The 12,746-nt window shown below is 72.8% G+C and carries 9 protein-coding genes; 5 read left to right on the top strand and 4 right to left on the bottom strand.

All coding sequences use genetic code 11. The features are described 5' to 3' along the window. Window position 1 precedes the first annotated feature (1 nt). From obgE to V1258_RS01955, 4 genes are all read right to left on the bottom strand, one after another. Window positions 2–1,510 carry a GTPase ObgE gene (obgE, locus tag V1258_RS01970; protein WP_329748110.1) on the bottom strand — a complete coding sequence of 503 codons (1,509 nt, stop codon included), beginning with the start codon at window positions 1,508–1,510 and terminating at the stop codon, window positions 2–4. Between the two features lie 107 nt (window positions 1,511–1,617). After that, a complete protein-coding gene (gene rpmA / locus V1258_RS01965) occupies window positions 1,618–1,872 on the bottom strand; it encodes a 50S ribosomal protein L27 (protein WP_329745390.1) in 255 nt (84 codons plus the stop codon). Window positions 1,873–1,916: 44 nt separating this feature from the next. Then, window positions 1,917–2,225, bottom strand: coding sequence for a 50S ribosomal protein L21 (gene rplU / locus V1258_RS01960; RefSeq protein WP_329745389.1), 309 nt, complete (start codon window positions 2,223–2,225; stop codon window positions 1,917–1,919). Window positions 2,226–2,459: 234 nt separating this feature from the next. Beyond that, on the bottom strand, window positions 2,460–5,288 hold the full coding sequence (locus V1258_RS01955; RefSeq protein WP_329748109.1) for an Rne/Rng family ribonuclease: 2,829 nt from the start codon (window positions 5,286–5,288) through the stop codon (window positions 2,460–2,462). Window positions 5,289–5,675: 387 nt separating this feature from the next. On the opposite strand from V1258_RS01955, the gene V1258_RS01950 reads away from it, so the two are divergent. Genes V1258_RS01950 through V1258_RS01930 form a run of 5 tightly spaced genes read left to right on the top strand, consistent with a single transcriptional unit; the run spans window position 5,676 to window position 12,726 of the window. Next, window positions 5,676–7,232, top strand: a complete 1,557-nt coding sequence (locus V1258_RS01950) for a cytochrome ubiquinol oxidase subunit I (RefSeq protein WP_329748108.1) — start codon at window positions 5,676–5,678, stop codon at window positions 7,230–7,232. Between the two features lie 14 nt (window positions 7,233–7,246). Continuing rightward, window positions 7,247–8,320 carry a cytochrome d ubiquinol oxidase subunit II gene (gene cydB / locus V1258_RS01945; protein WP_329748107.1) on the top strand — a complete coding sequence of 358 codons (1,074 nt, stop codon included), beginning with the start codon at window positions 7,247–7,249 and terminating at the stop codon, window positions 8,318–8,320. Between the two features lie 4 nt (window positions 8,321–8,324). Next, entirely contained in the window at window positions 8,325–10,013 is a 1,689-nt protein-coding gene (gene cydD, locus V1258_RS01940; protein ID WP_329748106.1) for a thiol reductant ABC exporter subunit CydD, read from the top strand. Next, window positions 10,010–11,608, top strand: coding sequence for a thiol reductant ABC exporter subunit CydC (gene cydC, locus V1258_RS01935; RefSeq protein WP_329748105.1), 1,599 nt, complete (start codon window positions 10,010–10,012; stop codon window positions 11,606–11,608). Before cydD ends, cydC begins: the two co-directional genes overlap by 4 nt. Next, window positions 11,605–12,726, top strand: a complete 1,122-nt coding sequence (locus tag V1258_RS01930; protein ID WP_329748104.1) for a sensor histidine kinase — start codon at window positions 11,605–11,607, stop codon at window positions 12,724–12,726. Before cydC ends, V1258_RS01930 begins: the two co-directional genes overlap by 4 nt. Window positions 12,727–12,746: the final 20 nt, after the last annotated feature.

Raw genomic sequence — 12,746 nt, 5'->3', positions numbered from 1 at the left:
GTCAGTTCTCCTCGTCGTCGATCGTCGGATCGGCCCAGTGGCCGGCGCGGCGCTCCTCCTCCATCGCCGAGAGACGGGCCAGGCGGGAGGCGGTGCGCTCCTTCTGCTCCTCGCGCTTCTGATCGCGCGTGGGGCGGTGGTGGTCCTCGAGCCGGCGGTCCGAGCCGCGGGCGCCGAGCAGCTCGGCGCCGCCCACCATTGTGGGCTCCCAGTCGAAGACCACGGCGTCCTGTCCAGGACCGATGATCACGGCCGAGCCGGCGACCGCGCCGGCGGCGAAGAGCTTCTCCTCGACGCCGAGCTTCGCGAGGCGATCGGCGAGGAAGCCGACGGCCTCGTCGTTGGTGAAGTCGGTCTGGCGCACCCAGCGCTCGGGCTTGTCTCCGCGCACGCGGTAGGCGGTCGCGCCGTCGTACTGCTCGGTGACCACACGGAACTCCTCCGCGTCCACGGCCTCCGGGGTCAGCACGATCGGGGCCACCGGAGCGGCGGGCAGCGCCGCCCGTGCCTGCTCGACCAGATCGCCGAGCACGAAGGACAGCTCACGCAGGCCCTTGCGGGAGACGGCCGAGACCTCGAGCACCGGCACCCCGCGCTCGGCGAGGCGGTCACGGACCATCTCGCTCATGTCCTCGCCGTCGGGGAGGTCGGTCTTGTTCAGCACGATCACGGAGGGGCGGTCCATCAGCGGCAGCTCGGCGTCGTAGGCGCGCAGCTCCGCCTCGATGGTCTCGAGGTCGCCGACGGGGTCGCGGTCCGTCTCCATCGTCGCCGCGTCCAGGACGTGCACGATCACGTGGCAGCGCTCGATGTGGCGGAGGAAGTCCAGGCCCAGGCCCTTGCCCTCGCTCGCGCCGGGGATCAGCCCGGGCACATCGGCGATCGTGTAGCGGTGGTCCCCCGCCTCGACCACACCGAGGTTCGGGACCAGGGTGGTGAAGGGGTAGTCGGCGATCTTCGGCCGGGCCGCGCTCATCGCGGCGATGAGCGAGGACTTGCCGGCGCTCGGGAAGCCGACGAGGGCGACGTCCGCCACGGACTTCAGCTCGAGGGTGAGGGTGCGCTCCTGGCCCGGCTCGCCGAGCAGGGCGAAGCCCGGGGCCTTGCGCTGCTTCGAGGCGAGGGCCGCGTTGCCGAGGCCGCCGTTGCCGCCACGGGCGGCGATGAAGCGGGTGCCGATGCCGACCATGTCCGCGAGGACGCGGCCCTGGTCGTCGCTCACCACGGTGCCGTCGGGCACGGGGAGGATGAGGTCCTCGCCGCGGGCCCCGTGGCGCAGGTCGCCCATGCCGAAGTGGCCGCCCGTCGCGCGCTGGTGGGGCTTGTGGTGGTAGCTCAGCAGGGTCGTGGTCGAGGCGTCGACCTCGAGGATCACGTCCCCGCCGCGGCCGCCGTTGGCGCCGTCGGGGCCCGCGAGGGGCTTGAACTTCTCACGCCGGATGGAGGCGGCGCCGTGGCCGCCGGACCCGGCGACGACCTGGAGGACGACGCGATCGACGAAGGTGGCCATGGGTGGGATCTCCCTGCTGCTGGGGTGGGATGCCGCGAGGGGCGGAGCACGGTCGGCTCCGCCCCTCGAGGGAACGCTGAGTGTCCCGGCGGGCCGGGACGGGTGAATCAGGCGGTCTCGACGACGCTGACCACGCGACGGTCGCGCTTGCGACCGAACTGGACGGTGCCCGCGGTGAGCGCGAACAGGGTGTCGTCCTTGCCGCGACCCACGCCGTCACCGGGGTGGATCGAGGTGCCGCGCTGGCGGATGAGGATCTCGCCGGCGCCGACGACCTGGCCGCCGAAGCGCTTCACGCCGAGGCGCTGGGCGTTCGAGTCGCGACCGTTCTTGGAGGAGCTTGCGCCCTTCTTATGTGCCATGAGGGATGACCTTCTCTCGAGTCTTCAGACGTCTCTGGGGGTGATCAGGCGATGCCGGTGATCTTGAGGCGCGTGAGCTCCTGGCGGTGGCCCTGGCGCTTCTTGTAGCCCGTCTTGTTCTTGTACTTGAGGATGCGGATCTTCGGGCCGCGGAGGTCCTCGACCTTCTCGGCGGAGACCGTCACCTTGGCCAGATCGGCCTGGGCGGAGGTCACCTTGTCACCGTCGACCAGCAGCACGGGAGCGAGCTCGATGCTGTCGCCCGTCTCGCCGGCCACGCGGTTGATCACGATGGTGTCGCCGACCGACACCTTCTCCTGACGACCGCCTGCGCGGACGATTGCGTACACCACGTCACTGCTCCATCTTGTGAGTTCTGCTCATGAGTCATGCGCCCCGCTCGGAGCGAACCGCGGACCTGCGACCGTCGACCGCCCGAGAGCGGGAGATGCGGTCGCGCGGTGCACACCGGGGACACGACTGCGACGCGTTTGCGCCAGGGATCAGCTTACGATCCCGTGAACGGCCGGTCAACCACTGGGAGCCTGCGACCTGCGAGAACGCGGTCACACCCGGTGTGGAACGGGTCACTCCCCCGCGGATCCGGTCTCCGGCGAGGTCTGGGACTCGCCGTCAGACTCCGCCTCGGGCGTGTCGCCCGACGCGGGAGCCGCGTCCTGCGCGACCGCCACGACCTCGCCGTCCACGGTGACCTCGGGGGCGGCATGCCCCGCGGAGGCCGCCGCGATCGAGGCGATGGTCGCGCGGGCGAGGGCGCGGGAGTCGGCGTCGCCGGCGAGGCGGTGGACCTCGCCGTCGAGCTCCTCGTGCGAGGTCGACTCCTCCTTCGCCCCGCCGCGGGAGCGCCGGCTGCGCCGCTTGGAGGACTTCGAGGAGCCCTCCTCGCCGGATCCGCCGCCGCTGCCGCCCGAGCCGTTGCCTCCGCCGGAGTGCTGGTGCTCGCCGTCGAGGTCGACGACGAGACCCCGGCCGTGGCAGTGCTCGCAGGTGGTGGAGAAGGTCTCGACGAGTCCCTGGCCCACGCGCTTGCGGGTCATCTGCACCAGGCCGAGCGAGGTGACCTCGGCGACCTGGTGCTTGGTGCGATCCCGGCCGAGGCACTCGACGAGGCGACGCAGCACGAGGTCCCGGTTGGACTCGAGCACCATGTCGATGAAGTCGATGACGATGATGCCGCCGATGTCGCGCAGCCGCAGCTGGCGCACGATCTCCTCGGCCGCCTCGAGGTTGTTCTTGGTGACGGTCTCCTCGAGGGAGCCGCCGGAGCCGGTGAACTTGCCGGTGTTGACGTCGACCACGGTCATGGCCTCGGTGCGGTCGATCACGAGCGAACCGCCGGAGGGCAGGTAGACCTTGCGGTCCATAGCCTTCAGCAGCTGCTCGTCGATGCGGTGCTTGGCGAAGACGTCCTTCTCCCCCACGTGGCGGGTGACCCGCTCGAGGAGATCCGGGGCGACATCGGAGACGTATTCGTGGACGTCGTCGTGGACCTGGGCGCCCTCGACGATGAGCGAGGTGAAGTCCTCGTTGAAGACATCGCGCACGACCTTGATGGCGATGTCCGGCTCCTGGGAGAGGGCCACCGGCGCGGACTTCGACTTCTGCGCCTTGGTGATCTTCTCCCACTGGGCGCGGAGGCGCTCGACGTCGTGGGTCAGCTCCTCCTCGCTCGCGCCCTCGGCGGCGGTGCGCACGATGACGCCCGCGTCCTCGGGAATCAGCTGGCGCATGAGCTTCTTCAGGCGCGCCCGCTCGGTGTCGGGCAGCTTGCGGGAGATGCCGGTCATGGAGCCGCCGGGCACGAAGACGACATAGCGCCCGGGCAGGGAGATCTGGCTGGTCAGACGCGCGCCCTTGTGGCCGATCGGGTCCTTGGTGACCTGGACCAGCACCGAGTCGCCGCTCTTCAGGGCGAGCTCGATGCGGCGCGGCTGCCCCTCGAGGCCCACGGCATCCCAGTTCACCTCGCCCGCGTAGAGCACGGCGTTGCGGCCCTTGCCGATGTCGACGAAGGCGGCCTCCATCGACGGCAGCACGTTCTGCACCTTGCCGAGGTAGACGTTGCCGACCATCGAGGTCTGGGCCTTCTGCGCGACGTAGTGCTCGACGAGCACGTCGTCCTCGAGCACCGCGATCTGGGTGCGGCCCGGACGCTCGCGCACGACCATCGAGCGCTTGACCGACTCGCGGCGGGCCAGGAACTCCGCCTCGGTGATCACGTTGCGGCGGCGGCCCGCGTCGCGGCCCTCGCGGCGGCGCTGGCGCTTGGCCTCCAGGCGGGTCGAGCCCTTGACGGCCTTGACCTCGTCCCGGGCCTCGCGGACCTTGACCACCGTGTTCGGCGGGTCATCGGGCGAGGTGGAGTCGTCGGAGGAGCTGCCCGAGCGGCGGCGGCGACGCCGACGGCGGGAGCTGGTGGAACCCGAACCCGAGCCGCCGTCCTCGCCGCTCTCGTCCTCGGAGTCCCCGGTCTCGGAGGTGTCCGTGGCGTCGGCGGAGTCGCCGCGCTCCGCGGAGCGCTCGGTGTCCGCGGCGGAGCCGGAGTCCTCGCTGCCCTCGGTGGAGTCCTCGTCCTCGCCGCGGCCGTCCTCGCCCCGGCCCCGGCCGCGACGTCCGCGGCCGCCGCGGCGACGGCGACGGCGGGACCCGCCGGACGAGCTCTGCTGCTCGTCGGAGGAGTCCTCGGTCGAGCCGTCGCGGTCCTCGCCGTCGGAGGAGTCGCTCTCGTCCCGGTCGTCCCGGTCGTTGCGGTCGCGGCGGGAAGCGCGATCAGCCCGGTCAGACCGTTCCTGCACGTCGTCGTCCTCGTCCTCGGCGCCGCGGCGCGAGTCCTCGGCGGAGCGCTCGACGGCGGGACGCGGGGTGGGTGCCTGGAAGAGCAGGGACGCGAAGTCGAGCTGCACCTGCTCGCGGCGGCGGGCGCGGTCCTCGTCCTCGTCGGCGTTCTCCTCGGAGCGCGAAGAGGCCAGGGCCCGGAGGTCCTCGACCACGGAGTCGGGGCGCGGCTCGGTCTCCGTCGTCTCCTGCGCCTCGCTGGTATCGCTCGACTCGTCGACCTCGTCAGCCGCGTTGATCTCGTCGGCCCGGTCTACCTCCTCGGCCACACGGCTCGACGCGGCCGACGGCTCCGGTGCGGCGACCGGCTCGGGGGCACCGGCGGGTGCGCCGGCCCGACGACGGGTGCGCTTGGGGGCGATGATCGTCGGCTCCGCGGGCTCCTCGCTCTGCGCGGCGACGACGGTGCGGGGCGCGCTCGGCGCGGCCTCCTCGACGACGACCGGGGCGGGAGCGCCAGCGGGGGCGCCCGCAGCGCGGCGGCGACGACGCGCGGGGGCCGGGGCCTGGGGGTCCTGTCCCGTCTGCTCGGGATCGGGGGTGGTGGTGCTGTCAGCCATGGGGGCCGTCTCCTTCTGGCGGGTCCAGCGCACCCTGGTCCCGGATGATCATCGTCCCTGGGGACGGAAGTCTGAGGCCCTCGCCGTCGCGCAGCTCCCTGGGAGGGAGCGCAGCGATGCCGGTCGCGGGAGCACAGCGGTCGCGAGGTTCGCGTGGCCGGTGCACCGACGGGTCCGACGCCGGGAGGTTCCTCCACCCGGTGCGGGGCGGAGGAGCGCCGTGGTCAGTATGGCACAGCGAGGGGCGCCCGCCCCGGTGCGTCGGGTCTCCGGTCCGGGCGTGCCCCGCTGGCCCTCGGGAGCACGGGAGAGGACCATGGTCCCCGAGGTCCCGCGACCTGCGCCGTAGGTTTCGTGACAGCGTGTCGTACTCCCGGGAGGATCCCTATGGAAGCCCTCGATCTCGCACGGTGGCAGTTCGGCATCACCACCGTGTACCACTTCATCTTCGTGCCGCTGACCATAGGCCTCTCGCTCATGGTCGCCCTGCTGCAGACCTTCGCGGTCCGGGCGAAGGACCCCGTCCGGAAGGACGCCTGGACCCGCGTGACGAAGTTCTTCGGCTCGATGCTGATCGTCAACTTCGGCATCGGCGTCGCGACCGGCATCGTCCAGGAGTTCCAGTTCGGCATGAACTGGTCCGAGTACGCGCGCTACGTCGGCGACGTCTTCGGCGCGCCGCTCGCCCTCGAGGGCCTGGCGGCCTTCTTCCTCGAGTCCGTCTTCCTGGGACTGTGGATCTTCGGCTGGGGCAAGCTGCCCGAGAAGATCCACCTGTTGACGATCTGGGCGGTCGCGATCGGCACCATGCTCTCGGCGTACTTCATCATCGCCGCGAACTCGTTCATGCAGCACCCCGTCGGCGCCGTGCTCAACCCCGAGACCGGGCGGGCCGAGCTCGACCCCTCTCAGGGCTCGCTGTGGGCGGTCCTCACCAACATCACCGCCCTCGCCGCCTTCCCGCACGTCATCTCCGGGGCGTGGCTCGTGGCGGGCGCCTTCGTCACCGGCATCGCCGCCTGGCACATGGTCAAGCATCATCGGAAGGCCGACGAGCTGGGCCGCGAGACCGCCGAGGGGCGCGATCACCATCTCGCCGCCCGCGACCTCTTCCGCCCCACCCTCCGCTTCGGCGTGGCGATGATGTTCCTCTCCGCCGTAGTGCTGGTGATCTCGGGTGACTTCCAGGCCCAGATCATGTTCAAGCAGCAGCCGATGAAGATGGCGTCGGCCGAGGCGCTGTGCGTGACCGAGACCGGGGCGAGCTTCTCGATCCTCACCGTCGGCGGCCCCGACGCCTTCTCCGAGCAGTGCGAGGACGTCACCCACCTCATCGAGGTGCCGTACGTGACCTCCTTCCTCGCCACGCACACCTTCGACGCGACGTTGATGGGCGTGGAGGACCTCAACGAGCTCTACAAGGAGGAGTTCGGCGCCACCGCGATCGACGTGCACGGCAACGAGGTGGAGGTCGACTACCGACCGAACCTGTTCGTCACCTACTGGTCCTTCCGCCTGATGATGGGGCTCGCCGCCTTCAGCGGGATCCTCGCCGTCTGGGCGCTGTGGGTCACCCGCGGGAAGGGCGAGAACGCCCGCACCACCGGGTCGAGGGCCCTGAAGTGGTTCGCGGTGCTCGCGATCCCGATGCCCTTCCTCGCCAACGCCGCGGGCTGGGTGTTCACGGAGATCGGCCGTCAGCCCTGGGTGGTCCACCCCAATCCGGACGATCCGACGGTGCGCCTCATGACCCTGCAGGGCGTCTCCGGTCATCCCGCGTGGATGGTCGTGACCTCGCTCGTCGCCTTCACCCTGGTGTACGGCGTGCTCGCGGTGATCTGGTTCCGGATGATGCAGCAGGCCGCTCTGAAGGGCGTGCCGCTGCCGCAGCGGGATCCGGACACGGACGAGCTGGACACCCCCACCCTCGCCTTCGACTACTGAGAAGGGACCCGACGATGCTCGATCCGACTCTCCTGCAGACCGCCTGGTTCGCGATCATCGCGTTCTTCTTCGCCGGCTACTTCGTCCTCGAGGGCTTCGACTTCGGCGTGCAGATGAACGTGGCCGCCTCCTGGCGGCGCGGCTCCGGTGCGCGCGGCACGATCCTGAAGACCATCGGCCCCGTCTGGGACGGCAACCAGGTGTGGGTCATCACCGGCGGCGCGCTCCTCTTCGCGGCCTTCCCCGAGTGGTACGCGACGCTCTTCTCCGGGTTCTACCTGGCCCTGCTGCTGCTCCTGCTGGTGCTGATCGTGCGGGTCTGCGCCTTCAAGTGGCGGGACAAGGTCGACTCCGAGCGCTGGCGCACCTCCTGGGACGTGGTCCACGTGATCGGCGGCTTCGCCCCTGCACTGCTGTGGGGCGTCGCCTTCGGCAACATCGTCGCCGGCGTCGCGATCGACCAGAACCACTGGGTGACCACCTCCCTGCTGGGCCTGCTCAACCCCTTCGCCCTGCTCGGCGGCGTCGTGTTCGTCCTCCTCTTCTGGCTGCACGGCACGGTGTACCTGACCCTCAAGCTCGAGGGGCCGCTGCGCGAGGACATGCACCGCCGCGCCGCGGTGCTGGTCTGGCCCACGATCGTCGCCGGCGCCGCCTTCCTGCTCTGGTTCCAGCTCGCCCACTCCCGCTCGGGCCTGACCTGGATCCCGCTGCTGCTCGCCGCCCTGGCCCTGGTCGCGGTCGTGCCGCTGACCCGGATGCGGCGCGAGGGGCTCACCTTCGGCGCGACCGCCACCGCGATCATCGCGGCCGCGGTCACCCTCTTCGGCGGCCTGTTCCCGTACGTCCTGCCGGCCACGAACGATCCGGCGAACTCGCTCACCGTCGTGAACGCCTCCTCGACCCCGCACACCCTCACCCTGATGCTGGTGGCGCTCGCGGTACTGCTCCCGATCGTTCTGGCGTACACGATCTGGACCTACCGGGTGTTCCGCCATCGGATCGGCGAGGACTCCGGCCCCGCGTCCGGCTCCCCGCTGATGGAGCGGGCCCGCGGCGCCTACCGTCGGGCGTTCGAGCAGTCCTGACCCCGTGAGCAGCTCCTCCCCGGCGCGCCGGGCGCCCCTGGACCCCCGCCTCGTGCGGGAGGTGCGGGCCGCCCGGCGACATGTCGCGCTCACCGTCGTCCTGGGGCTGGTGCAGGCGGCGGCGGTGATCGCGACGGCCCTGCTGATCGCTCGCCTCGGCGCGGTGCTGCTCGTCGACCACCGCCTGCCCGCGGACGCCCCCGCCCTGCTCCTCGGGCTCCTCGGAGCGCTCGCGGTCCGTGCGGCGGCCGTGCTCGTCGAGCAGCGGACCGCGCACCGGGCCGCGACCGACGCGATCGGCGAGCTGCGCCGCCGGGTCGTCGCGCATGCGGCCGAGCTCGGCCCGCGTGCCGGCGCCGGTCGCGGCGCCGACCTCGCGGCGCTGGCCACCACGGGCCTGGAGAAGCTGCGCCCGTACCTCGTGGGGTACGTCCCGCAGCTGCTGCTCGCCCTCACCGTGACCCCGCTGTGCCTGCTCACGATCGGCCTGCTGGACCCGCTGAGCGCCGTCATCGCGGTGGTGACGCTGCCGCTCGTGCCGCTGTTCATGATCCTGGTCGGGAAGCTGACCGTCGGCCGCTCCGAGGCGCTGATCGCCGACATGCGCGCGCTGTGGGCCCAGCTGCTGGACCTCGTCGACGGGCTGCCGACGCTGCGGGCCCTCGGCCGCGAGCGCGGCCCCGAGCTGACCGTGCGCACCCTCGGCGACCGCCACCGGGCCTCCGCGATGGGCTCGCTGCGCTACGCCTTCCTCTCCTCGATGGTGCTCGAGCTGCTCGCCACCCTGTGCGTCGCGCTCATCGCCGTGAGCATCGGCATGCGCCTGGTCTACGGCGAGATGGACCTCGCCCCCGCCCTCGCGGTGCTGGTCCTCGCCCCGGAGCTGTACCTGCCGCTGCGCAACGTCGGCGCCCAGTACCACGCCTCGACCGACGGCCTCGCCGCGGTGCACGCCGCCTTCGAGGTGCTCGAGGAGCCGATCCCGGAGGACGGCACCCTCCCCGCCCCGGACCTGCGCGGCGCGACCCTCGCGCTGCGCGGGGTGTCGGTCCGCTCGCGGGACGGCCTCGCCCCCGAGCAGGCGGATCTCGAGCTGCGCCCCGGCCTCGTCCACGCCCTCACCGGGCCCTCCGGGAGCGGCAAGACCACCGCCGTGCAGGTGCTCCTGGGCCTGCTCGCCCCCGATGACGGCCGGGCCGAGGTGATCGCCGCCGACGGCACTGTCCATGACGTGCGCGAGCTCGAGCGCCGCAGCCTCTGGGACCAGGTCGCCCATCTCCCGCAGCGTCCCGTGCTGCCGCCGGGCACCCTCTGGGAGGTGCTCCGCTCCGCGCGCCCCGAGGCCACCGAGGCAGAGCTCGCCGCGGCCGCGGCGGCCACGGGCCTGGACCGGGTGATCGCCGCCCGCGGCCGGGACGCCGTGCTGGGTCGCGCAGGGCACGGGCTCTCCCTCGGGGAGCGGCAGCGGCTCGCGCTCGCGCGGGCGCTCCTCTCCCCCGCCCCGCTCGTCGTCCTCGACGAGCCCACCGCCCACCTCGACGGGGCGTCCGAGGCGGTCGTCCTCGACCTCATCGACACTCTGCGCGCGCAGGGGCGGACCGTTCTGGTGATCGCGCACCGATCGGCCCTCGTCGCCCGCGCGGACGACGAGACCGCGGTGGCGCGGGCCGACACCGAGGCGGCCCTGGCATGATCCGCTCCCTCGAGATCCCCGTCGGCCGGCTGGCCGCGGCCGTGCTCGCCGCCTGTGCCACCCTCGGCGCCGCCTTCGCGCTCGCCGCCGTCTCCGCCTACCTGGTGACCCGCGCCTGGACCATGCCGCCCGTGCTCGACCTGACCGTCGCCGTGGTCGGCGTGCGCGCGCTCGGCGTCTCCCGCGGCGTCTTCCGCTGGCTGGACCGCATGCTCACCCACGACGTGGCGCTGCGCGGCGTGGTCTCGCTGCGCACGAACCTCTTCACCGCCCTCGCGACCCGGCCCGGTGATGTCCTGACCCGACTGCGCCGCGGCGACCTCCTCGCCCGGCTCGGCGACGACGCCCAGGAACTCGGCGACCACGTCATCAAGGCGGTCGTGCCCGCCCTCGTGGCCGCGGTGATGGCGGTGGTGGTCCTCGCGACCTTCGCGCCGCTGTCCCTCGCGGCGACCGGAGCGATGCTCCTCTCCCTCGCCGCGGCGAGCCTCCTCGCCCCGTTCGCCGCGCACCGGGCCGCGCGCCTCTCCGAGGAGGCGGTGCTCGAGAGTCGTTCCGGAGTGACCGCCGCGGCGCTCGAGGCTCTCGACGACGCGACCTCGCTGCGTCTCGACGGTCGACTCGAGGAGGCCCTCGTCGAGCTCGCCGCGCGCCAGGAGGGCCATGACCGGGCCGTGGACCGGGCGGCCCTGCCCGCCGCGATCGCCGCCGCCGCGGTGCCCGCCGCGATGGTCCTCGCGGTCCTCGGCTCGCTGCTCGCCGCGGGCGCGGCCTGGGAGGCGGGAGCGCTCTCCGCGGGGCAGATCGGCATCCTGCTGCTGCTCCCGCTGTCCTCCTTCGAGGCCTCCACGGCCCTGCCGGCCGCGGCCTCGCAGCTCGCCCGTACCCGGGCGGCGGAGCGGCGGCTCACCGCGCTGCTCGGCCCCGAGGGCGAGAGCGAGCCGGCCGTCCCCACCGAGCGGCCCGAGCGCGCGCGGCTCACGGCGCGCGGCCTGACCGCGGGCTGGAGCGCCGACTCGCCGCGGGTGCAGGATCTCGACCTGGACCTGGCACCCGGGGCGCGCCTGGCGATCACGGGCGGCTCGGGCGTCGGCAAGTCGACACTGCTGGCGACCCTCGCGGGGCTCCTCTCCCCGCTCGACGGCACGGTCACCACCGACGCCGGCTCGCTGCGCGAGGCCGTCACCTTCTTCGCCGAGGACCAGCACGTCTTCGCGACCACGCTGCGCGAGAACCTCAAGGTGGTGCACCGCGACGTGACGGACGAGGAGGCGCTCGCGGCCCTCGCCGCCGTCGGCCTCGAGGACTGGGCGGGGCTCGATGCGATGCTCGGGCCGGACGGCACCACCGTCTCCGGCGGCGAGCGACGCCGCCTGCTGCTCGCCCGCGCCCTGCTCCGCCGCGGCCCCGTGCTGCTGCTCGACGAGCCGACCGAGCATCTCGACCCCGAGCGGGGCGACGCCCTGCTCCGCGCGCTCCTCACCCCCGGTGATGAGAGCCTGGTCCCGGCGGCGTCGACGGTCGTGGTGGTCACCCACCGCACCGAGGCGATCCCCGCCTCCGCCCCCGTCCTGCACCTCGAGGAGAGCCCATGAGCCCGACCGTGCCCCCGGCGCGCGCCGACCGCCCGCGCATCCAGGACCTCGCAGGCGCCGTCCTCGCCGGCGGGGACACCGAGGACCTGCTCACGCTCCTGGTGGGCTCGGCCCGCACCGACCTCGCGGCGAGGAGCGCCCTGCTGGTGCTCCCCCTCGAGGAGGGCCGCTGGTCGGTCGAGATCGTCGAGGGCGCCGACCAGCAGAAGCTGCTCGGGGAGGAGATCGGCCCCGGAGGTCCGCTGGGCCGGGCCCTGCTCGAGGCGGATGCGGAGCGGATCGAGGCGATCGGCGAGCTGCTGGGGACGACCGCGCTGTGCGCGGTGATCGACGGCGCCGAACAGGGACAGGGAGCGCTCGCGGCGATCCGCGGAGAGGACGCCGCCCCGTTCACCGCCGCGGACCGGGAGCGGCTCGACGCCCTCGCCGGCCTCATCGCGCTCGCCCTGCGCGTGCCGTCGCTGCGCTCGTCCGCGGAGCTCGACGACGAGCGCTCGCGGATCGCCCGCGACCTCCACGATCTCGCGATCCAGGAGCTGTTCGCCGTCGGCATGGAGCTCGAGGGGCTCACCGATGCGCTCTCCGACAAGGGCGAGCCGCCCTCGAACACGCGCCTGCGCGCCTCGATCAGCTCCTCCGTGCAGGGGGTCGAGAACGCGGTCGCCCAGATCCGTCAGATCGTGCAGTCGCTGCGCCGCGAGCGGGCGGAGGCGACCCTCACCGAGCAGCTGCGGCACGAGGTGGGACTGGCGACCTCAGGGCTCGGCTTCGTGCCGGCGCTGCGGCTGCCCCCGAATCCCGCCGAGATGGATGCCGAGCTGCCGCCCGAGATCGCCGAGGACGTCGTCGCGGTGGTGCGCGAGTGCCTCGCCAACGCCGCCCGCCACGCGCACGCCACGGCCGTCGCCGTCTCGATCAGCGTCTTCTCCGAGGGGGTGGACCGGGTCGTGCAGGTCAACGTCTCCGACAACGGCCGCGGCATCGATCCGACGGTGCGGCGCCGCTCGGGCCTCGCGAACATGTCCAGCCGCGCCCGCCGTCACTCCGGCTGGGTCGATGCGATCAGCCTCGAGCCCGGCACGATGATCTCGTGGCGGGTCACGCTCCCGACGGGCTGAGGCGCGTGCCGCTCACCGGC

The sequence above is a fragment of the Brachybacterium sp. J153 genome, assembly GCF_036311905.1.
GTDB lineage: Bacteria > Actinomycetota > Actinomycetes > Actinomycetales > Dermabacteraceae > Brachybacterium.
This window is presented reverse-complemented; position numbering and strand designations above follow the sequence as displayed.

What these genes read in the sequence shown, in the direction of transcription:
- obgE (WP_329748110.1), bottom strand. Translation starts at nt 1,510, where the DNA reads ATGGCCACCTTCGTCGATCGCGTCGTCCTCCAGGTCGTCGCCGGGTCC.
- rpmA (WP_329745390.1), bottom strand. Translation starts at nt 1,872, where the DNA reads ATGGCACATAAGAAGGGCGCAAGCTCCTCCAAGAACGGTCGCGACTCG.
- V1258_RS01955 (WP_329748109.1), bottom strand. Translation starts at nt 5,288, where the DNA reads ATGGCTGACAGCACCACCACCCCCGATCCCGAGCAGACGGGACAGGAC.
- V1258_RS01950 (WP_329748108.1), top strand. Translation starts at nt 5,676, where the DNA reads ATGGAAGCCCTCGATCTCGCACGGTGGCAGTTCGGCATCACCACCGTG.
- cydB (WP_329748107.1), top strand. Translation starts at nt 7,247, where the DNA reads ATGCTCGATCCGACTCTCCTGCAGACCGCCTGGTTCGCGATCATCGCG.
- cydC (WP_329748105.1), top strand. Translation starts at nt 10,010, where the DNA reads ATGATCCGCTCCCTCGAGATCCCCGTCGGCCGGCTGGCCGCGGCCGTG.
- V1258_RS01930 (WP_329748104.1), top strand. Translation starts at nt 11,605, where the DNA reads ATGAGCCCGACCGTGCCCCCGGCGCGCGCCGACCGCCCGCGCATCCAG.